The sequence below is a fragment of the Thalassospira sp. GB04J01 genome, from assembly GCF_000751115.1.
In the GTDB taxonomy this organism is placed as follows: domain Bacteria; phylum Pseudomonadota; class Alphaproteobacteria; order Rhodospirillales; family Thalassospiraceae; genus Thalassospira; species Thalassospira lucentensis.
Genome location: NZ_CCDX020000009.1, coordinates 369,755 through 388,956 on the forward strand (window position 1 = coordinate 369,755; position 19,202 = coordinate 388,956).

A 19,202-nucleotide genomic window follows, 5' to 3' on the forward strand; every position below is an offset into this window, starting at 1 on the left:
GTCATCCCAAAGCCGAGGGTTTCGGCGCACCCCTGACCGGATCAAAAGCATGATCGTACTTGGTATCGAAACAAGCTGTGATGAAACGGCCGCTGCTGTTGTAAACGACAAGCGCGAAATTTTGTCCAACCGCGTTTTATCCCAGCTTGATGATCATCGCCCCTATGGCGGCGTGGTGCCCGAAATTGCAGCGCGCGCACATCTTGAGCATCTTGATCGGCTTGTCGCCGAGGCGATGGATGATGCCGGGGTTGATTTTGATGATCTTGATGCGGTTGCCTGTACCGGCGGACCGGGCCTGATTGGCGGGGTGATGGTCGGGACCATGACCGCCAAGGCCATCGCCTTTGCCGCGCAAAAGCCGTTCATGGCGGTTAATCATCTTGAAGGTCATGCGCTGACCGTGCGGTTGACCGACGATGTTGCCTTTCCCTACTTATTGCTGCTGGTATCAGGTGGCCATTGTCAGGTGCTGATTGTCGAAGGTGTCGGGCGCTATAAACGGATTGGCACGACGATTGACGATGCGGTCGGCGAAGCCTTTGATAAGACCGCCAAGATGATGGGGCTTGGCTATCCCGGTGGTCCGGCGCTTGAAAAAATTGCGGAGAAGGGCAACCCGAACCGGTTTGGCCTGCCGCGTCCGTTGCGCGGTCGTCCGGGCTGTGATTTTTCATTCTCCGGGCTTAAGACGGCGGTTCGCAATTACATGGACGGTTTCCCGGTTGAACAGCAAACCGAGGACGTCAAAGCCGACCTTGCGGCATCCTTTCAACGTGCGGTGGGCGATACCCTGATTGATCGGGCGCGCAACGCTGTGTTTCAATTCATGCAAGATTATCCGGCGGGTAACACGCTTGTTCTGGCCGGCGGGGTTGCGGCCAATAAATATCTACGTGGGCGGTTGGTCGAGCTTACCGATCAGGCCGGCATGAAGCTGGTTGCGCCACCCCTTGATCTTTGTACCGATAATGCCGCCATGATTGCATGGGCCGGGCTGGAACGGTTCCGTCTGGGCGAACGTGATGATCTTGATTTCAAGCCACGTCCGCGCTGGCCGCTGGACCCGGAAGCGCCCAAGCGCCCCGGTGCCGGGGTTAAGGCATAAATCAATCCGATAAAAACCACCTTACATTTTGTCCGGAAAACAGATCATGAAAAAGCGCATTACAGTTATCGGTGGCGGCGCCTGGGGAACGGCACTGGCCATACAGGCCGTCCGTGCGGGTGCAGATGTTGAACTGATTTTGCGTAATCCTGATTTGGCAGAGCAGATCAACGCCAATGGCGAAAATGATCTTTATCTGCCCGGTGTGTCGTTGCCCGGGGCATTGCGGGCAACCACGGCCTATGACGGGTTGCGCGATGCGGATGCGGTTTTATTGGTGACACCGGCCCAGCATTTGCGTGAAACCCTGACCAAGCTTGCGGCCCACTGGACCGACGATCTTCCGGCTGTGATTTGCTGCAAGGGGATCGAAAAGGAAACCGGGGCATTGATGGCGCAGGTTGTGACTGAAACGCTGGGCAATGTGCCGGTTGCGGTTCTTTCCGGCCCAACCTTTGCCAAGGAAGTTGCCACCGGGTTGCCTGCGGCCATTACTCTTGCCTGTGAAGATCGCGGTTTGGGCAAGCGCCTTGTCGAACTGATTGGCACACCGGAATTTCGCCCCTATTTCAGCACGGACGTTGCCGGGGTTGAAGTGGCGGGTGCGATCAAAAACGTGCTGGCGATTGCCAGTGGCGTGGTTGCCGGGCTTGAGCTTGGCGATAATGCGCGCGCGGCCTTGATTACGCGTGGCATTGCTGAAATGTCACGGCTTGCGGTTGCCATGGGCGGGCGGGTTGAAACCATGCTGGGGCTTGCCGGGCTTGGGGATTTGACCCTGACCTGTACGGGGACATTATCGCGCAATTACACGTTTGGTGTTGCCCTTGGACAGGGTCGAAAGTCTGCTGATATTCTGGGTGAACGCCGTTCGGTGACCGAAGGCGTTTATACGGCGGCCTCAATTACCGCAGTTGCGGTGAAATACCAGGTTGAAATGCCGATTTGCACGGCAGTTGATCAGGTTGCCAACCATGGCAGCGATCTGCGCAGCACGATCAATGGGCTTTTGCAGCGTCCTTTCCGTGATGAGCTTGAGACAGCGCGGTAGACTTTTCGCACATACTGACCACAAGCAGGTCATTGGCGATTGGTTCAGCTTGAGAATGGGGCAACCTTCTGTCACTTTACGGGTATTGAACCCATAAAGAAGCAGGAAACAGTCCATGCATTTCTATATCCGTTGTGTTGATAAACCCGGTCACCTTCACGTGCGTAAAGCCAACCGTGATGACCATCTGGCCTATATCAAAGGCGGTTTTGCCGAGCGTATCGTTGCGGCGGGCCCGACCCTTGATCCTGATATGGAAGGCATGAATGGTTCGGTCTTTATCATCGAGTTTGATGCAATCGAAGATGCGCGCGAATTTGCTGCCAATGATCCATATGCCAAGGCCGGTCTTTTTGAATCTGTTGTGATCCGTCCGTTTAAAAAGGTCTTCTGATCCATGGCGTATTGGCTGATCAAAACCGAACCGGGAAGCTGGTCGTGGGACGATCAGGTCAAGAAGGATGTTGAGGGGTGGGATGGTGTGCGCAACCATCAGGCTGCCAAGAATCTCCGCACCATGAAAATCGGCGACAAGGCGTTTTTCTATCACTCGGTAAATGAGAAACGCATTGTTGGCATCGTTGAAGTGGTGCGGGAATTTTACCCTGATCCGACGGATGCGAAGGGCAAATTTGTTCAGGTTGATTTCAAAACGGTCAAGCCGTTGAAATCGCCGGTGACCCTTGCCGACATCAAGGCCGATCCACGTTTTGCCGAGTTGCCGTTACTCAAACAATCGCGCTTATCGGTCATGCCGATTGATGATGCGTCCTGGGCGGCGATTTGTGAAATGGGTGGTGTCGCGCCATGAGCGACTTGCCCGAAGCAGGCACAGTTTTGTGCGCACTAACCGATCTTGATGCGACAGGTGCCAAGGGTGTTAATCTTGGCGGCACGGGCATTTTTGTCGTGCGCAGCGATGAAGGTGTTTTTGGCTATGTAAATAGCTGTCCGCATATTGGTGTGCCGCTTGATATGGAACCAGATGAATTCATCAGCGATTTTGGTGATGAAATCATCTGTTCGACCCATGGGGCACGGTTTCGCATCCAAGACGGTGAATGTGTTTCTGGTCCCTGTACAGGCGATGTGCTTGAACCGGTTGCGGTTAAGGTCGAGGACAACCAGATTGTCCTCGCCTGACACTTGGCGATGGCAAAGGCGGTTGGATTACCCTGTCGCCTTTGCCAAAATTTCATCGAGATGTTTGGTAATGACGTCGAGCTGATCAGGTTCGGACAATCGATGATCGCCGGTCTTGATCAAATCAATGCGAACATCGTCGGTTACCAGTGCGTCGGTCAGGCGAAGGGCGGTTTGCCACGGTACATCGGGGTCTTTCATGCCTTGAACCAGACGCACCGGGCATTTTACGTCTAGTGGTTTGCGCAAAACGAGCTGGTCGCGGCCATCCTCTATCAGATTGCGTGTGATGGTATAGGGATCGTCGCCATAGTCGGTGGGTTCGATCAAGGCGCCGTCTTCCATAATCGATTTTTTCTGATCGTCGCTAAACTGTGCCCACATCAGGTCTTCGGTAAAGTCAGGTGCGGCGGCAATGCCAACAAGTCCGGCAACCCGTTCTGGCCGGGCAAGGGCGACCAGCAACATGATCCAGCCGCCCATCGATGACCCGACAAGAATTTGTGGTCCGGTGGTAATTTCATCAAGAACGGCAATGGCATCCGCCGCCCATTGGCCGATTGTGCCATCGGCAAATTTGCCTGACGATTGTCCGTGACCACCATAGTCAAAGCGGGTATAACCCAGCCCCTGCCGGATGCAATGCTCCTCAAGGTGCGTTGCTTTTGTTCCGGTCATGTCTGACATGAAACCGCCAAGGAACATAACGCCCGGCATCTTTAAAGTCCGGGTATTGGTGGCTTGAGTGTCAGATTGCTTGCCGGGCGTGTGATGGTATGCGATTTTTAATCCATCGGGCCGGTTGAGATATTGGGGTTTTTCAAGCTGCGGTGTGGGCATGTCATGTGTCATCCGGGGCGGAGTCCTTGGATGTTGGTGGTTGGAGTTGCATGAGCGCGTCAGAAGTAATGACTGAAGCAGTCTATCGATCAGAGCCCCGAGCGCAAGGCGGGGACTATCGTCCTGCCGTAATTTTACAGGTTTTGCCAGAACTTGACGCCGGTGGGGTCGAGCGCGGAACGGTTGATATTGCCCGTGCCATCGTTGACGGTGGCGGCAAGGCGCTTGTCGCATCCCAGGGGGGACGGCTTGAGCGTGAACTGGACCGCTTTGGGGCCAAGCATATCAATTTGCCGCTGAAGTCAAAAAACATCCTGACCATGCGCAAGAATATCGACGCACTGGTGAAGCTTATTTCGGACGAAGGTGTGGATATCATCCATGCCCGGTCGCGCGCACCGGCCTGGAGTGCCTATTTTGCGGCGCGCAAGGCCGGAATTCCGTTTGTGACGACGTTCCACGGGACGTATTCCGGGTATAAAAATCCGTTCAAGCGCCGCTATAACGCGATCATGACGATGGGGGATCAGGTTATTGCGATTTCCCAGCACATCGCCAACCACATCAACAAGTATTACAAGGTTGAACCAGATCGCTTGAACATTGTGCCACGCGGAACGAATGTTGATCTTTTCAATCCTGAAAATGTCAGTCAGGAACGGCTTATCGCGCTGTCGAACCTGTGGCGTCTGAACGGTGAAGAATATGTGATTATGCTGCCGGGCCGTATCACGCGCTGGAAGGGGCATGGTTTCCTCATTCGTGCCTTGCCGGCTGTTCTTGAATCCCTTGGGCATCGTCGTGTGCGGTGTCTGATTGTTGGATCAGATCAGGGCCGGACCGGTTACCGGGATGAAGTACTGCAAATGACCAGTAAGCTTGGGCTTGAAGATGTCGTGCATATTGTCGACCATTGTGCCGATATGCCTGCGGCCTATATGCTGGCCGATGTCGTTGCCTGTCCGTCGATTGAACCCGAAGCCTTTGGTCGTATTCCGTCCGAGGCACAGGCAATGGGACGTCCGGTTGTTTCAACTGCGCACGGTGGGGCGATGGAAACGGTTCTTCCGGGCGAAACCGGGTGGCTTGTCACACCCAATGAAGTCGAACAGCTTTCACGCGCACTTGTTCAGGTTCTGAGTATGACGCCGGAAAAACGCGCGACCCTTGCGGCCAAGGGGCGTCAGCATGTGATCGATCATTACTCGCTTGAACAGATGGCCGAACAGACACTTGGCGTTTATGCCAAGGCGCTTAAGCGCGTTCACAGGAATGCAGCATGAACGACGATATCATGAGTATGCCAGTTGATCCGGTTGTTACAACAGCCGGTAAAGAACTGGCGACGGATGCGTCGGCAACGGGCAAGCGTATTCTGGTGATCAAGCTTTCTGCACTGGGCGATGTTATTCTGGCAATGGGGCCGTTTGCGGCGATCCGTGCTGCCCATCCTGATGCGCATATCACGGTTCTGACCACACGGCCGTTTGTCGATCTGATGAAAGCCAGTGGTTTTTTTGATGCGATTGCCATCGACCGTCGCCCAAAATTGACCAATCTGCGCGAAGTTTTTGCCCTGCGCCGTTTTCTGCGCAACGGTAATTTTGACCGCGTTTATGATTTGCAAACCTCGGACCGGTCCGGGTTCTATTACAAGTTGTTCTGGCCAAGCCCAAAGCCCGAGTGGTCCGGAATCGCACGTGGATGTTCACACCCGCATGCAAATCCCGAACGCGATAGCATGCATGCGCTCGATCGAATTTTTGACCAGCTTGAATATGCAGGTATTTCGAAGGTTCCTGTTCCCGTTCTTGCCGGACCTGACATTGATCTGGATCGTTTTGGCATTCGCAGTCCGTTCGTTCTGATTTGTCCGGGCGGCGCACCGCATCGCCCGGCAAAGCGGTGGCCCGCAGAACGGTTTGGGCTTTTGGCCAAGAAACTTGCTGATTATCGCTTAACGCCGGTTCTGATCGGAACCGAGAAGGAAAGCGATGTCCTGGGCAAGATTGATGCCATGTGCCCCAAGGCCCGCAATCTGATGGGGCGGACCGGATTTCTTGATATAGCATCGCTTGGTGCGCGGTCGGTTTTGGCGATCGGCAATGATACGGGGCCGATGCATATTGCGGCTGCCGCAGGGGCGCCATCCATTGTCCTGTTTTCGCGCGAATCGGATCCAAAATTAAGTGCACCGCGCGGAATTAGCGACAATGCCGTTAGCACCGTTCGCGAAAGTGACCTGCGGGAATTAACCGTTAATCGTGTGATGGAAGAAGTGCGCCGTCGTCTTGATTTGGACGAATAAAAAACCGGTAATGGCACAATAAGCACACCGTTAATTCAAAAGCGCGGAAATTGGCGCTTTGAAAGGTTTTGACTTGCCTAAAAACATTGCTTTCTGAGCGCACCGGGATATGCTAGTGCAGGTCTAGTGAAAAACGCGGTTTCATAGAAACGCGGTTTTCCATATTACTCTTTCTGACCGATTTGTTTGATTACCATAGGAGATTATCCATAGCACGACCACGCAAACCGATGCAGCCGACCAAGGATGGTCCGCGCGTCAATGAGGATATTAAAGCCCGTTTGATCTGTGTTGTCGACGCTGAAGGCAATATGTCGGATCCGATGACGGTGCGTGAAGGCGTTGAAAAGGCAGCAGAAGTTGGACTCGACCTTGTCGAAGTCGCTCCAAACGCCGAACCGCCAGTGTGCAAGTTGATCGACTACGGCAAGTTCAAATACGAACAAAGCAAAAAGCAGAACGAAGCCAAAAAGAAACAGAAGGTTATCGAAGTCAAGGAGATCAAACTCCGTCCGAACATCGATATCCATGACTACAACGTCAAACTGCGTGCCGCGCAGAAGTTTCTTGGCGGTGGTGATAAGGTGAAAGTTACGTTGCGCTTCCGCGGACGTGAAATGGCCCACCAGGATCTTGGTCTTGGCATGCTCCAGCGCTTCTCGGGGGATCTTGAAGATCTTTCCAAGCCGGAAATGATGCCGAAGATGGAAGGTCGTGTTATGATTATGGTACTGGCGCCGCGTTAAGACGCGGCGTTTTGCCGTTCTGCCCAAAGAGGTCCAAGCCAAAGAGGGAATGCCATGCCAGCCGTAAATGATCTTCTGATCGTTGGTGTTGATGACGACCCGAAAAGTCTGGTTCTTCTGAAACGAATCGTCGAAAGCGGCGGTTATCAGTTTCAGGGGGTTTCCTCTGGCAAGGACCTTTTAAAACTCCTGAAGTCGGCAAGGCCGCGCATCATCCTTCTGGATATCATGATGCCCGACATGAACGGGTTTGAAACCGCGCTCAATGTGCGGACCCATTTCCCCAATCTTGCCTGCGCGATCATTTATGTCACAGCACGCCAGAGTGAAGAAGACCTGCGCGGCGGTGTTGCCGCCGGGGGCAACGATTTTGTCCTTAAGCCGGTCAATCGCGAAAAGCTGATGACACGAGTCGAAAAATGGATCGGCCGCGCCCATAACATCAAAACTGCGGTTTGATGGTTCACCTGTAACCTACGACGTGACGCATTGCGTTTGAGTGCCAGCCCTGTCGGTATCAGCCGATGGTGAAGTGTGTTTATGGCGTAAACGGGCGAAGGGCTGCGATCAGCGGATCAATATATAATGTCAGGACCGAAAAGCTGATAACGCCGACGGCTGTGGTCACCAGAACAATTGACGAGCTTCTAACGATATAGCGGTCATAGGTTGTCGCAATGACAAAAACATTCCCCGCCGTTGGCAAGCCTGCAAGCAGTAAAACAGCCTGTGCCTCCAGCCCGGAAACGGTTCCAAGACTATAAAATGCAATGAAGACGGCCACGGGATGGGCAACCAGTTTGGCAATGCTCATGACGGCAAGCTCGGCACGGTTTTCGGCAATCGGACGGCCGACAAGTGCGACGCCAATGGCAAATAGTGCTGCCGGCCCGGCACTGCGTCCCAGAAGTTCCAGCAGATAATCCACACCATCTGGCCAGCGAAGATCAAGAATGCTGGCCGCAACGCCGGTCAGAATCGCGATGACAACCGGATTAAGCAACGTCCCGCGCAGGATTTTGCCCAATGGGTTTGTGCCATCGGCATGTTTCGCTGTTTCAAGCAGGAACAGCGAAAGTGGCAACATGAAAATCAGATCAAACGACAGGGCGACAATCAGGGGAACAGTCGCCTGCGTTCCAAGCAACCCAATGATCAGGGGTAAGCCCATGAAACCGACATTGGGCATGGTGCTGCCAAAGGAAAAAAGCGTCTGGCAGGCTGGGTCGAGTTTGAAGACACGTTTTGCAATAAGCCGCGTTGCGCCATAAACCAGAAGCGTTGCCCCGCCGTAAGCAAGCAAAATGTCGGGCTGCCAAATCTCTGATGGTGTCCGGCTGGCAAGGGCGCGAAACAAAAGGGCAGGCAAGGCAAAGTAAAAAACAAAGCCATTGATGCCGCGCATCCCTTCGCTTGAGACGATCTTGGTCTTTCCGCCAATCCAGCCAAGGGCAATCAGGCTGAAAAAGGGCAGGATGATAGATGTGATTTGTGCCATGCGACCTGTGATATAGAGGCGAGAGAATGAAACTGGGCGGGTTTATTTGATCTGTCGAATGCACAATGGCGGGGCAGAGCCGCAAAAAGCAAGGGCAAAGGGGCGAATTGGTTCTTGAAAAAGGCAAATGCTGAGTCTATAACCACCCGTCCCCGAAACAGGTGGTGAGGCTGGAAAGTTTGTTATGAACTTTCAGGGCATGCCCAGCCGCCGTAGGGGATTTCGTTTTCATTGCATATGCAAGGATAGAAAAATGCCCAAGATGAAGACCAAAGCGAGTGCTAAAAAACGCTTTAGCCTGACTGCAAGCGGAAAAGTGCGTCGCAACGTGGCAAACAAGCGCCACCTGCTGACTGCAAAACCTACCAAGATGAAGCGCCAGTCGCGTGGTACAGAGATTCTCTGTGACGCCGATGCCCGCATTGTCAAAAAATTCCTGCCGTACGGTTAAGGTTAAGGAGAGTTAAATGGCTCGTGTAAAAGGGGGCGTGTCTTCACACGCCCGTCACCGCAAGGTTATTAATGCTGCCAAGGGTTACCGAGGCCGCCGCAAGAATACTTTCCGCACTGCCGTTCAGGCTGTGGAAAAAGGTTTGCAGTATGCATACCGCGATCGTCGCGTTAAGAAACGCCAGTTCCGTTCACTCTGGATCCAGCGTATCAACGCCGGTGCACGTGAAAACGGTCTGAGCTATTCGCAGTTCATGAACGGCCTTAAGAAGGCTGGCGTTGAACTGGACCGCAAGGTGCTTGCTGACATCGCAGTGCGTGAACCTGAAGCTTTCAAAGCTCTGGTTACACAGGCGCAGGCTGCACTCGGCTAATAAACCTTTGTAATAAGGTTTATATAGGCACTTGCCTGATTTGATCGGGGGCGGCCATATTGGCCGTCCCCTTTCTTATTTTACGTTCTTTTTGTTTTTGAAACCCAAGCCAAAGCGTCGGAAGTTATGGAAAACATCGAAGCATTGCGCGAAGAGGTTCTGGCGGAAGTCGAAAATGCGGCCGATCTGGCTGTACTTGAAGATGTCCGCATCAGCGCCCTTGGCAAGAAAGGCCGTATTACCGGCCTTATGAAAAACCTTGGCAAGATGGACCCCGATCAACGTCGTGAATTTGGTCAGACGCTGAACGCAGTCAAAGATCAGGTCGCAGGCGCAATCGATACCCGCAAAACCGCCCTTGAAGATGCTTCGCTTGAAGCGCGTCTGGTGGGCGAGCGGATAGACGTTACCCTGTCATCGCGCCCAGATGAAACCGCGGGCCGCATTCACCCGATCAGCCAAACGATTGACGAAATTGTCTCGATCTTTGGCGAGATGGGCTTTGCACTGGCCGAAGGGCCGGACGTCGAAGACGATTTCCATAACTTTACCGCCCTTAACATTCCGCCGGAACATCCCGCGCGCGAAATGCAGGACACTTTCTATCTGCCTGAACGCGAAGACGGGTCGCGCCTTGTGCTGCGGACCCATACACGCCTGTGCAGATCAGAACCATGCAGAACAAAACCCCGCCGATCCGCATTATCGCGCCGGGGCGCACATATCGTTCCGATAGCGATATGACCCATACGCCGATGTTCCATCAGGTCGAAGGTCTGGTGATCGACAAAAAAACGCACATGGGGCATCTCAAGGGCTGCCTGCTTGAGTTTGTGAAAACCTATTTCGAACTTGATGATGTGCCGGTGCGCTACCGTCCAAGCTTCTTCCCGTTCACCGAGCCGAGTGCCGAAATGGATATCGGCTGTTCGCGCAAAGGCGGGGAGCTCAAGATTGGTGAAGGTGACGACTGGCTGGAAATCCTTGGCTGCGGCATGGTGCATCCGCGGGTTCTGTCTGCCTGTGGTCTTGACCCGGAAGAATATCAGGGCTTTGCCTTTGGCATGGGGATTGAACGTATCGCCATGCTGAAATACGGCATTCCCGATCTTCGTACCTTCTTCGATACCGATCTGCGCTGGCTGAAACATTATGGTTTCGTGCCGCTGGATGTACCGAACATGGTAAGGGGCTGAGATTATGAAATTCACACTTGATTGGCTAAAACAGCACCTTGATACCGATGCGTCGGTTGCGGTGATTGCCGAGAAACTGACTGATATCGGCCTTGAAATCGAAGGGCTTACCGATCGTGCAGCAGCCCTTGCCGACATTCGTGTTGCCCATATCGAAGAAGCCGGACAGCATCCGGATGCAGACCGTTTGAAGCTCTGCCGGGTCAATACCGGCGAGAAAATCATTCAGGTCGTGTGTGGTGCGCCAAACGCACGCACAGGCATCAAGGTTGCCTTGGCCCAACCGGGCGCGATCATTCCGATTGATGGCTCGAAGTTAAAGCCGGGCAAAATTCGTGGTGTCGAAAGCCAGGGCATGATGTGCTCAAGCCGTGAGCTGTGCCTTGGTGACGATCATGACGGTATTATCGAGTTGCCGGACGATGCGCCAATTGGCGCACCCGTTGCGGGCATCTTGGGGGCGGACGATACAATTTTTGAAATTGGTCTGACCCCGAACCGCCCCGATTGCACAGGTGTGCGTGGTATTGCACGTGATCTGGCCGCAGCCGGTATCGGTACGCTGAAAGCTGATCCGCGTCAGGAAGTCGTTTCAGGTGCCTTTGACAGCCCGATTGGTATCACGATCAGCCATGAAATCGCATCCAACAATGCGGTTCCGGCATTTTATGGCCGGTATATCCGTGGCGTGAAAAATGCCCAAAGTCCCGATTGGCTTAAAGCCCGTCTGGAGGCCATCGGCCTGCGCCCGATTTCGGCCCTTGTTGATATCACCAATCTGGTAACCCACGATCTGGGCCGTCCGTTGCATGTGTTTGATGCCGATAAACTGTCGGGTGACATCAATGTGCGCTATGCGACCAATGGTGAAAAAATCGCGGCCCTTGATAACAAGGAATACGCGCTTTCCGATACCATGGTTGTCATTGCCGACACGACAAAGGCACTTGGCATTGGTGGCATCATTGGCGGCGAAGAAACCGGGTGCCTTGAAGACACAGTAAACGTGTTTGTCGAATGCGCCCTGTTCGATCCGATAAGCGTTGCCAAGACCGGGCGTAAGCTTCAGATCAATTCCGATGCGCGCTATCGTTTCGAACGTGGTGTCGATCCGCAATCTATCGCTTGGGGCATGGAAGTTGCCACGCACCTGATTACGGAAATCTGTGGTGGTGAAGTATCCAACGTTGTCAAAACCGGTGAGGTGCCTAACCCGCGCAACAGCTTTGATTTGCGGATTGACCGCATTCGTGAGCTTGGCGGTGTTGCGGTTGAGGCTGATCGTGTTGTTGAAATTCTGACATCGCTTGGTTTTGAGGTCAGTGGTTCGGGCCCGGTCATTTCCGCCGTCGCACCGACGTGGCGTCCAGACGTGATTGGCGAAGCTGATCTGGTCGAGGAAGTCCTGCGAATTGTCGGTTACGACAAAATCCCGACCGTTGCGTTGGAACGCGAAAGCAGCCTGCCGGTACCGGCCCTGTCGCCGATGCAAAAACGTGTTGGTCTGACCCGTCGCGTTCTGGCGTCACGCGGTTTGTATGAAACCGTGACATGGGCCTTTACCGACTCGCGTTGGGCAAAGCTGTTTGGTGAGCTTAAAGACGGTTTGTATCTGGCCAATCCGATCAGTTCCGATCTTGATGTGATGCGGCCCAATGCGCTGATCAACATGATCGCGGCGGCCGGACGCAACCACGCACGCGGGTTTGCTGATCTGGCTTTGTTTGAAGTTGGGCCGGAATTCTTTGGTGATCAGCCCGGCGATCAGCGTCTTGTGGCGGCGGGTCTTCGTTCTGGTGCCACCACAGCACGCAGTTGGACCGGTTCGCGCCGTGACGTTGATGTGTTTGACGTTAAGGCCGATGCAGAAGCGCTGCTTGAGGCGCTTGGGACCAATGCGGCCAATGTGCAGGTCTCTACCGACGGTGCGCCAAGCTGGTACCATCCGGGACGCTCAGCCGCCTTGCAGCTGGGTCCGAAAAACGTTCTTGGGTATTTCGGTGAGTTGCACCCCAAAGTGCTTAAGGCGCTTGGTGTTAAAGGTCGTGTCGTGGCGTTTGAGCTGTTTGTTGAAAACGTGCCGATGCCAAAGAAAAAAGGCACGGCCCGTCCGGCGCTTAACGCATCAAGCTTCCAGTCGGTTGAGCGGGACTTTGCCTTCTTGCTCGATCAGGATGTGAAGGCCGAAGCCATCATTAAGGCCGCGCGCAGTGCCGACCGTAACCTGATTGTCGATGTGACGATCTTTGATCTTTATGCCGGCAAAGGCATCGAGGATGGCAAGAAATCATTGGCATTTTCGATCACATTACAGCCGACCAAGGCAACCTTGACCGAAGAAGAAATTGATACGGTCAGCAAAAATGTTGTCGCGGCTGTTGAAAAGGCAACCGGCGGATCTTTGCGGGCCTAGGTCCTGCTCTTTGGCAACCAAAGACGGTAAAACATTTCAGACGGGTCGCTTTCGGGCGGCCCGTTTTCTTTTATCGGGGATGCAAAGTATGGCGAACGCGAAAAGGCCGGGATAAATTTACCGACCGGGGCGCTTGCGCAGGATGGCATATTCTTCCTCGTCGAGATCAAGTGCGATCAACTCGGGCCCGTTGCTAAAGATGTGCCATTCCATATCGGTGTCATCGCATTCGATGCTGAGCTGATCGGCCATGCTGTTCCATGTGCATTGTTCGCGATCATCATCGGCATCAAGGCGCCCGACACCATTGTCATAAAGATGCATAACCAAAAGCTGCTCATCCTCGTCAATCGAATAGATGGCATATGTTTCGTTTGCAAAACGGTAGTTGATTTCCCTGCCATCCAAACGCCGCCATCCGCGTGGCAATGGCTCCCCCGGTTCGTGCTGGGCAAAGAAGTTGGCAAGGGTCTGCATGTGGTTGTTATTCATGGTGCGCATGTCCGAGCCACAGGCGCCAAGCGTAAGTAGCCCCAGTATTGCGACAGATGTCAGGATCGAACGACGGTTGCGGGCAAAGCTTATGGTCATGTTTTCCGTAACTCCCTTGGTGCCAGAGCGAGGCAGCTTTTTCCCTGCGTCACGCCTATACCGACACACCAAGCAATATGCTTGCCATTCGATGCCGGGTTTTAGCCGCTCTTATTCAGACCGGCTGGCACGGAGTGTAAATATGAATGTGGCGCCCGGATCACTGATCGGGCGGGTGGTATCAAGCCAGATTTTCCCGCCGTGCTGTTCGACAATTTTCCGACATAGCGACAGGCCAAGCCCGGTTCCTGAAAACTCGTCCTTATGCAGGCGCTGGAACAGACGGAAAATACGTTGGGCATGTTCGGGGTGAATGCCAATGCCGTTGTCACGTACCGAAAAACGCCAGAAATCGCCCGACGGCGTATCGGGTTCAACCGTAATGTCAATATGGGGCGGGACGCCGGGGCGACGGTATTTGATCGCGTTTGACACAAGGTTCTGGAACAGCCGCGAAAGACCAATGCGGTCGCCCATCAGGCTGGGCAGTCCGTTATGGGTAATGGTGGCATGTTCCTGACTGATGATTGTTTTAAGGTCCGCCTGTGCTTCGTTAAGGACCTGATTGCAGTCAACAGTGCTGAAATCTTCGTTGGTGCCGGTTTTGGCGTATTCCAGAAGGTGGCTGATCAGCTTGTGCATCCGCTTTGCGCCATCAACCGCATAGTCGATATATTCGTCAGCCTCCTGATCGAGCGTCCCGGCATAGCGTTTTTTCAAAAGCTGGGTATAGCTTGCGACCATGCGTAACGGTTGTTGCAAGTCGTGTGATGCAACATAGGCAAACTGTTCAAGGTCCTCGTTGCTGCGTTTAAGCTGGTCAAGGGTATCGCGCAGTTTGTTGGCATTTTCCACAAACTCGGTGACATCGCGTGCGCTGCTAAATGTCATGCCGTCAAATGGCCCGATGGCATGCCACGAAAGCCAGCGGATATTGTCGTTGCGATCCCTAAGGCGCAGGATCTGCTTTGTGTCACCCGAATCGCGCTTTTCGGTAAGGGCGCGTGATGATGCCAGGGCAATTTGCTGGTCTTCGGGCTCGAACAGTTTGAAAAATGGCTGGCCGATCAGATTATACAGACGTGTCCCAACCAGTTCTTCGAACGCCGGACTAAACCCGTGCAAAATTCCATCAGTATCAACCGCGATTGATGGTTCGGGCGTGTGGCGCAAATAGGTTTCGAACGGATTGCAAAGTTCCTGCTGGGCGGCGGTTTCAAGCAATAGAACGGAAATGAAATCACGTTCGTTCTCAAGGTACCTATGCGCCATAAGATAGAAACGCTGGGTATGGGTGGCATCAATGCGAATATCGACCATCGCGCCAATCCGCGCATCCGGCCAGACATTGTCAATCAGCGGTCCGCGCAGTCTTGCCATTGAGGATGGCGTTAACCGGTCAAGGAATTCGGTTAGCAGCGGTTTGATGTTTTCATTCGACGGGCCAAGAATTTCGGGCCAGTTCATTTGTGTGACTAATTTCCCATCAGCAGTATCGACCGGCCAGCTTATGACCGCACAGCCACATTCCGACAGGGTGTTTTCCGTCTCGCTGAAATGTTCGGCCAAATGGGCGGCGCGCAAATGCTGGCGCTTAAGGCGTTGCCAAAGCCAGACCGCCAACCCGCACAGGATGGTCATGGCCATGACAAACAAAAGCGCGTGCAAAATGATGGCCTGGCGCCAGTTTTCCATCAGCTTTGATCGCGGGGTATAGGCAACCAGGATCCGATCAAGATCAGGCAGCTTGCTATAGGCCAGAATCATGACCTGTTGCCCATGGACGCACAGCAATGAATCGCGATCCGCAGGCTGCTTGACAATGTATTCCGCCAGATCGCCAATCAGATGCGGTGGGATATACCCACTAACCTGATCAAGCTTCCCATTGAGCAACCCGACAGTGATGTCTGAATTATCCTCAACGATCTTTTGCAGATCGACTGTGCTGTTTTGTAACAGCATCAACCCCAAACGATATGCAGTTGCTTCAAGTTGGCTGCTGGCTTGGTCAACGGCGCTGTCATACAGCGTTTTCTGGATGAAGAAGAAGGAAAACAGCAGGACAAACACGCCGGTCATGGTCAAGAGCGCCAGCCTTTTGCGCAGCTTTGCCAAGCTGCGACGAGACAGGGTTTGCTCGATTGAGGTCATGAACATGTTGGCAGGCGTTCCCACTCGGACTGTTTCGGCTCATCCTTGTTAGATGGGGTGAGCTCTGACTAAAACCTATGTTCTTTTTCTGCGGTTGAAAAGCGCGTAGATGGTCTAAATCTTATGTAACGACAAAGAAATTGCGTCTGCAAACAGGGATTTGATGAATGCGGTGGCACGTTTGACGCAATGGCAGGTGGATCGCGATGATGTTCGGTCGTGATGGCATTGCAAAACACTGGTGGGCATTTGCAACACAACGCTTCTATTTGCAGGCAAAAACCCCTATAAACCCGCTGGTGATTGATCCGGGGAATTGTTTGTTCAATTTCCTGACTGCTTTGCGGATCACATATGGCGGGTTTTCCTGTAAGTGTCACATCGTTTAGGCGATGTGTTTCATCCCAGCGTCGCTGCCAGAACATGGTGTGCAGACCGGGATGGATGCTTTCGGCTGAACCTTGCGTGTGACGGGTTTCGCGACAGTCAGACAACGACAATCACAGCGTTTCGATATTGTTTTGCCCCTTGGCCGAATGCGAGCCAACTTTAGTGCCAGAAGCAGCCATATGACCGACCTTAAGCATATTCGTAATTTTTCGATCATCGCACATATCGACCACGGTAAATCGACCCTGGCCGACCGTCTGATCCAGTTGACCGGCGGCCTGACCGACCGTGAAATGGCTGAGCAGGTTCTCGATTCGATGGATATCGAACGTGAACGTGGCATCACCATCAAATCACAGGCCGTGCGTCTTAAATATACCGCCAAGGATGGGGTTGAATATACCCTCAACCTGATGGATACGCCCGGTCACGTCGACTTTGCCTATGAAGTGTCGCGCTCTCTTGCTGCTTGCGAAGGATCGCTTCTGGTGGTGGATGCCGCACAGGGTGTCGAAGCCCAGACGCTGGCCAACGTTTATCAGGCGATTGAAAACAATCATGAAATCGTTCCGGTTCTGAACAAGGTCGATCTGCCTGCCGCAGAACCCGACCGTGTCAAAGAGCAGATCGAAGAAGTGATTGGCATTGATGCCAGTGACGCGGTGATGATTTCGGCGAAAACCGGCCTTGGTGTACCAGACGTTCTTGAAGCACTGGTAACCCGTCTTCCATCCCCGACCGGGGATGCGACCGCACCGCTTGAAGTTTTGCTGGTTGATAGCTGGTATGACGCCTATCTCGGTGTGATGATTTTGGTGCGGGTCAAGGAAGGTACGCTCAAGCGCGGCCAGAAGGTCCGTTTCATGAACGCCAAGGTCACCCACACCATCGACCGTGTCGGGGTGTTTACGCCAAAACCGATCGCGCTCGAAGAAATGGGTCCGGGCGAAGTCGGCTTTATCAACTGCGGTATGAAAACCGTTGCCGAATGCGAAGTCGGGGATACCATTACCGAAGACAAACGCCCGTGCGCCAAACCGCTGGCCGGTTTCAAACCGTCCATTCCGGTGGTGTTCTGTGGCATTTTCCCGGTTGATACCAGTGAATATGAAACGCTGCGCGATGCGCTTGAAAAGCTGCATCTTAATGACGCATCGTTCCAGTTCGAACCGGAAAATTCGACCGCACTTGGTCTTGGTTTCCGCTGTGGGTTCCTTGGTCTGTTGCATCTTGAGATCATTCAGGAACGCCTTGAACGCGAGTTCGAGCTTGATCTGATTACGACCGCACCGTCGGTGTCCTACAAGATCACCATGAGCAAGGGCGAAGAAATCCTGCTGCACAATCCGGCAGATTTCCCCGATGTCACCAAGATCGCCAAGATCGAAGAGCCATGGATCAAGGCATCCATCATGGTGCCCGACGATTATCTTGGCGGGATCCTGACCCTGTGTACCGAACGCCGTGGCGTTCAGCTTGACCTGACCTATGTCGGGAACCGCGCAATGGTGGTCTATAAATTGCCGCTCAATGAAGTGGTGTTTGATTTCTATGACCGTCTGAAATCGATTTCGCGTGGCTATGCCAGCTTTGATTATGATATCGCCGGATATGACGAAAGCGATCTGGTCAAGGTCTCCATTCTGGTCAACGAAGATCCGGTTGATGCGCTGGCATTGATGGTTCACCGTTCGGCAGCAGAATACCGTGGCCGTGAGATTTGCAAACGTCTTAAGGATCTTATCCCGCGTCAGATGTTTAAAGTCGCCATTCAGGCCGCCATTGGCGGCCGGGTGATTGCCCGTGAAACCGTATCGGCAATGCGCAAAGACGTGACAGCAAAATGTTACGGCGGTGACGTGTCGCGTAAACGTAAACTTCTGGAAAAGCAGAAGGCCGGTAAGAAAAAGATGCGTCAGTTCGGCAAGGTGGAAATTCCACAGTCGGCCTTTATCAATGCGCTTAAGATGGGCGACGATAAATAGGCGATCGCCGAAGTTTCGATATCAAAACAAAGGCTGCATCCCATTGGGGTTGCAGCCTTTTTTCTTTGCTGTTTTCAGAAGTACCTTCGCTGCGCTATGGATGATCCAACCACAACACATATCGCAGGAGCCGACCCATGGAGCTTGACCGTCTGATCAAACAGGAAGAAGCGCTGGTGTTTGACCGCTTTGACGAAGACACCGCATGGGCAATCGGCTCCAAACTGGTGGGGGTGGCGCAGGCGCAAAACGCACCCGTTGCGATCAATATCCGCACCCCGGACCGTACCCTGTTTCACGCATCCCTTGCTGGGGCCAAACCGGCAAATGACGGCTGGGCACGGCGTAAAAGCAATGTGACCTTACGCGAACATGAAAGTTCGATGCGGTTTGGCGTGACCCTGCAAACCAAGGGCAAAACGCTTGCCGATCATGGCCTTGGTTTTGCTGAGTATGCCGATCACGGCGGCAGCTTCCCGATCCGGGTTTCCGGTGTTGGTGTAATCGGGGCGATTACGGTATCGGGGCTGGCCTCCGCCGAGGATCACGCAATGATTGTTGGCGTGCTTGCCGACTTCTTGAAGGTCGATGTTATCTGATCTGATCCATGCACCGGGCGATCCGACTGGATCAACGGGACGGTTTATTCTTCCAGAATCGCTTGGACTTTGCGCGATACCCATTTTGAAATGATGGTCGATCCGGCAACAAGCAGGCCGATGGCAACCGCTGTGCCAATGACAACCATAAAGCTGCCCGCCGACCGGCCGTGCATCATCATTTCAATTGCGGCCTGAAACGTCACCATCAACAGCAAAGTTCCCAGCAGCAAGGTGCCTGAGCCAAAAAGAATCAGCTTATGCATATTTGTAATGAAGCTCGGGTTCTTTTGGTCTTCCTGACGTTGGTCACTCATAAAGGCCCCCTTGATGGTGGTGTGTGCAGATTTCGACTG

At 53.5% G+C, this 19,202-nt stretch carries 19 protein-coding genes and 1 pseudogene; 15 read left to right on the forward strand and 5 right to left on the reverse strand.

The window, feature by feature from the left end; all coding sequences use genetic code 11:
- Positions 1-49: 49 nt before the first annotated feature.
- The 5 genes from tsaD to AMM48_RS08960 all read left to right on the forward strand — a co-directional run bounded on the left by tsaD (position 50) and on the right by AMM48_RS08960 (position 3,302).
- Positions 50-1,108, forward strand: coding sequence for a tRNA (adenosine(37)-N6)-threonylcarbamoyltransferase complex transferase subunit TsaD (gene tsaD / locus AMM48_RS08940; RefSeq protein ID WP_102783735.1), 1,059 nt, complete (start codon positions 50-52; stop codon positions 1,106-1,108).
- A 46-nt stretch (positions 1,109-1,154) separates the two neighbouring features.
- Complete coding sequence (locus tag AMM48_RS08945) at positions 1,155-2,159, forward strand: NAD(P)H-dependent glycerol-3-phosphate dehydrogenase (protein ID WP_102783736.1); 1,005 nt, start codon at positions 1,155-1,157, stop codon at positions 2,157-2,159.
- Positions 2,160-2,274: 115 nt separating this feature from the next.
- Positions 2,275-2,553, forward strand: a complete 279-nt coding sequence (locus tag AMM48_RS08950; protein WP_022732746.1) for a YciI family protein — start codon at positions 2,275-2,277, stop codon at positions 2,551-2,553.
- Positions 2,554-2,556: 3 nt separating this feature from the next.
- Positions 2,557-2,970: an EVE domain-containing protein gene (locus AMM48_RS08955; protein WP_102783737.1), complete on the forward strand. Its 414-nt coding sequence runs from the start codon at positions 2,557-2,559 to the stop codon at positions 2,968-2,970.
- Entirely contained in the window at positions 2,967-3,302 is a 336-nt protein-coding gene (locus tag AMM48_RS08960) for a Rieske (2Fe-2S) protein (protein WP_102783738.1), read from the forward strand. Before AMM48_RS08955 ends, AMM48_RS08960 begins: the two co-directional genes overlap by 4 nt.
- A gap of 27 nt (positions 3,303-3,329) precedes the next feature.
- On the opposite strand, the gene AMM48_RS08965 is transcribed toward AMM48_RS08960, so the two are convergent.
- Positions 3,330-4,142: an alpha/beta hydrolase gene (locus AMM48_RS08965; protein ID WP_244271171.1), complete on the reverse strand. Its 813-nt coding sequence runs from the start codon at positions 4,140-4,142 to the stop codon at positions 3,330-3,332.
- Positions 4,143-4,210: 68 nt separating this feature from the next.
- Between AMM48_RS08965 and AMM48_RS08970 the strand changes: the two genes are divergently transcribed.
- The 4 genes from AMM48_RS08970 (at position 4,211) to AMM48_RS08985 (ending at position 7,655) form a co-directional block, all read left to right on the forward strand.
- Positions 4,211-5,425: a glycosyltransferase family 4 protein gene (locus tag AMM48_RS08970; RefSeq protein WP_102783740.1), complete on the forward strand. Its 1,215-nt coding sequence runs from the start codon at positions 4,211-4,213 to the stop codon at positions 5,423-5,425.
- A gap of 134 nt (positions 5,426-5,559) precedes the next feature.
- On the forward strand, positions 5,560-6,450 hold the full coding sequence (locus tag AMM48_RS08975) for a glycosyltransferase family 9 protein (protein WP_244271176.1): 891 nt from the start codon (positions 5,560-5,562) through the stop codon (positions 6,448-6,450).
- Positions 6,451-6,680: 230 nt separating this feature from the next.
- Positions 6,681-7,196 carry a translation initiation factor IF-3 gene (gene infC, locus AMM48_RS08980; protein WP_022732740.1) on the forward strand — a complete coding sequence of 172 codons (516 nt, stop codon included), beginning with the start codon at positions 6,681-6,683 and terminating at the stop codon, positions 7,194-7,196.
- 54 nt (positions 7,197-7,250) lie between these two features.
- Entirely contained in the window at positions 7,251-7,655 is a 405-nt protein-coding gene (locus AMM48_RS08985) for a response regulator (RefSeq protein ID WP_022732739.1), read from the forward strand.
- A gap of 79 nt (positions 7,656-7,734) precedes the next feature.
- On the opposite strand, the gene AMM48_RS08990 is transcribed toward AMM48_RS08985, so the two are convergent.
- The gene (locus AMM48_RS08990; protein ID WP_102783741.1) at positions 7,735-8,694 is read right to left on the reverse strand and encodes an AEC family transporter; all 960 of its coding nucleotides are present in this window, start codon (positions 8,692-8,694) and stop codon (positions 7,735-7,737) included.
- A gap of 253 nt (positions 8,695-8,947) precedes the next feature.
- Between AMM48_RS08990 and rpmI the strand changes: the two genes are divergently transcribed.
- From rpmI to pheT, 4 genes and pseudogenes are all read left to right on the forward strand, one after another.
- Positions 8,948-9,145 (forward strand): 50S ribosomal protein L35, encoded by a 198-nt coding sequence (gene rpmI / locus AMM48_RS08995; RefSeq protein WP_022732737.1) that lies wholly within the window; start codon positions 8,948-8,950, stop codon positions 9,143-9,145.
- A gap of 16 nt (positions 9,146-9,161) precedes the next feature.
- Entirely contained in the window at positions 9,162-9,518 is a 357-nt protein-coding gene (gene rplT / locus AMM48_RS09000) for a 50S ribosomal protein L20 (RefSeq protein ID WP_022732736.1), read from the forward strand.
- Between the two features lie 126 nt (positions 9,519-9,644).
- Positions 9,645-10,714, forward strand: a pseudogene (gene pheS, locus AMM48_RS09005) (phenylalanine--tRNA ligase subunit alpha).
- Positions 10,715-10,718: 4 nt separating this feature from the next.
- On the forward strand, positions 10,719-13,127 hold the full coding sequence (gene pheT, locus AMM48_RS09010) for a phenylalanine--tRNA ligase subunit beta (RefSeq protein ID WP_102783742.1): 2,409 nt from the start codon (positions 10,719-10,721) through the stop codon (positions 13,125-13,127).
- 117 nt (positions 13,128-13,244) lie between these two features.
- On the opposite strand, the gene AMM48_RS09015 is transcribed toward pheT, so the two are convergent.
- Both AMM48_RS09015 and AMM48_RS09020 read right to left on the reverse strand, forming a co-directional pair.
- On the reverse strand, positions 13,245-13,718 hold the full coding sequence (locus tag AMM48_RS09015) for a hypothetical protein (RefSeq protein WP_102783743.1): 474 nt from the start codon (positions 13,716-13,718) through the stop codon (positions 13,245-13,247).
- Between the two features lie 111 nt (positions 13,719-13,829).
- Complete coding sequence (locus AMM48_RS09020) at positions 13,830-15,878, reverse strand: ATP-binding protein (protein ID WP_102783744.1); 2,049 nt, start codon at positions 15,876-15,878, stop codon at positions 13,830-13,832.
- 563 nt (positions 15,879-16,441) lie between these two features.
- Between AMM48_RS09020 and lepA the strand changes: the two genes are divergently transcribed.
- Complete coding sequence (gene lepA / locus AMM48_RS09030) at positions 16,442-18,247, forward strand: translation elongation factor 4 (protein ID WP_101301666.1); 1,806 nt, start codon at positions 16,442-16,444, stop codon at positions 18,245-18,247.
- Between the two features lie 137 nt (positions 18,248-18,384).
- The gene (locus AMM48_RS09035) at positions 18,385-18,846 is read left to right on the forward strand and encodes a heme-degrading domain-containing protein (protein ID WP_102783745.1); all 462 of its coding nucleotides are present in this window, start codon (positions 18,385-18,387) and stop codon (positions 18,844-18,846) included.
- 44 nt (positions 18,847-18,890) lie between these two features.
- On the opposite strand, the gene AMM48_RS09040 is transcribed toward AMM48_RS09035, so the two are convergent.
- Positions 18,891-19,163, reverse strand: a complete 273-nt coding sequence (locus AMM48_RS09040; RefSeq protein WP_102783746.1) for a hypothetical protein — start codon at positions 19,161-19,163, stop codon at positions 18,891-18,893.
- Between the last annotated feature and the right edge of the window lie 39 nt (positions 19,164-19,202).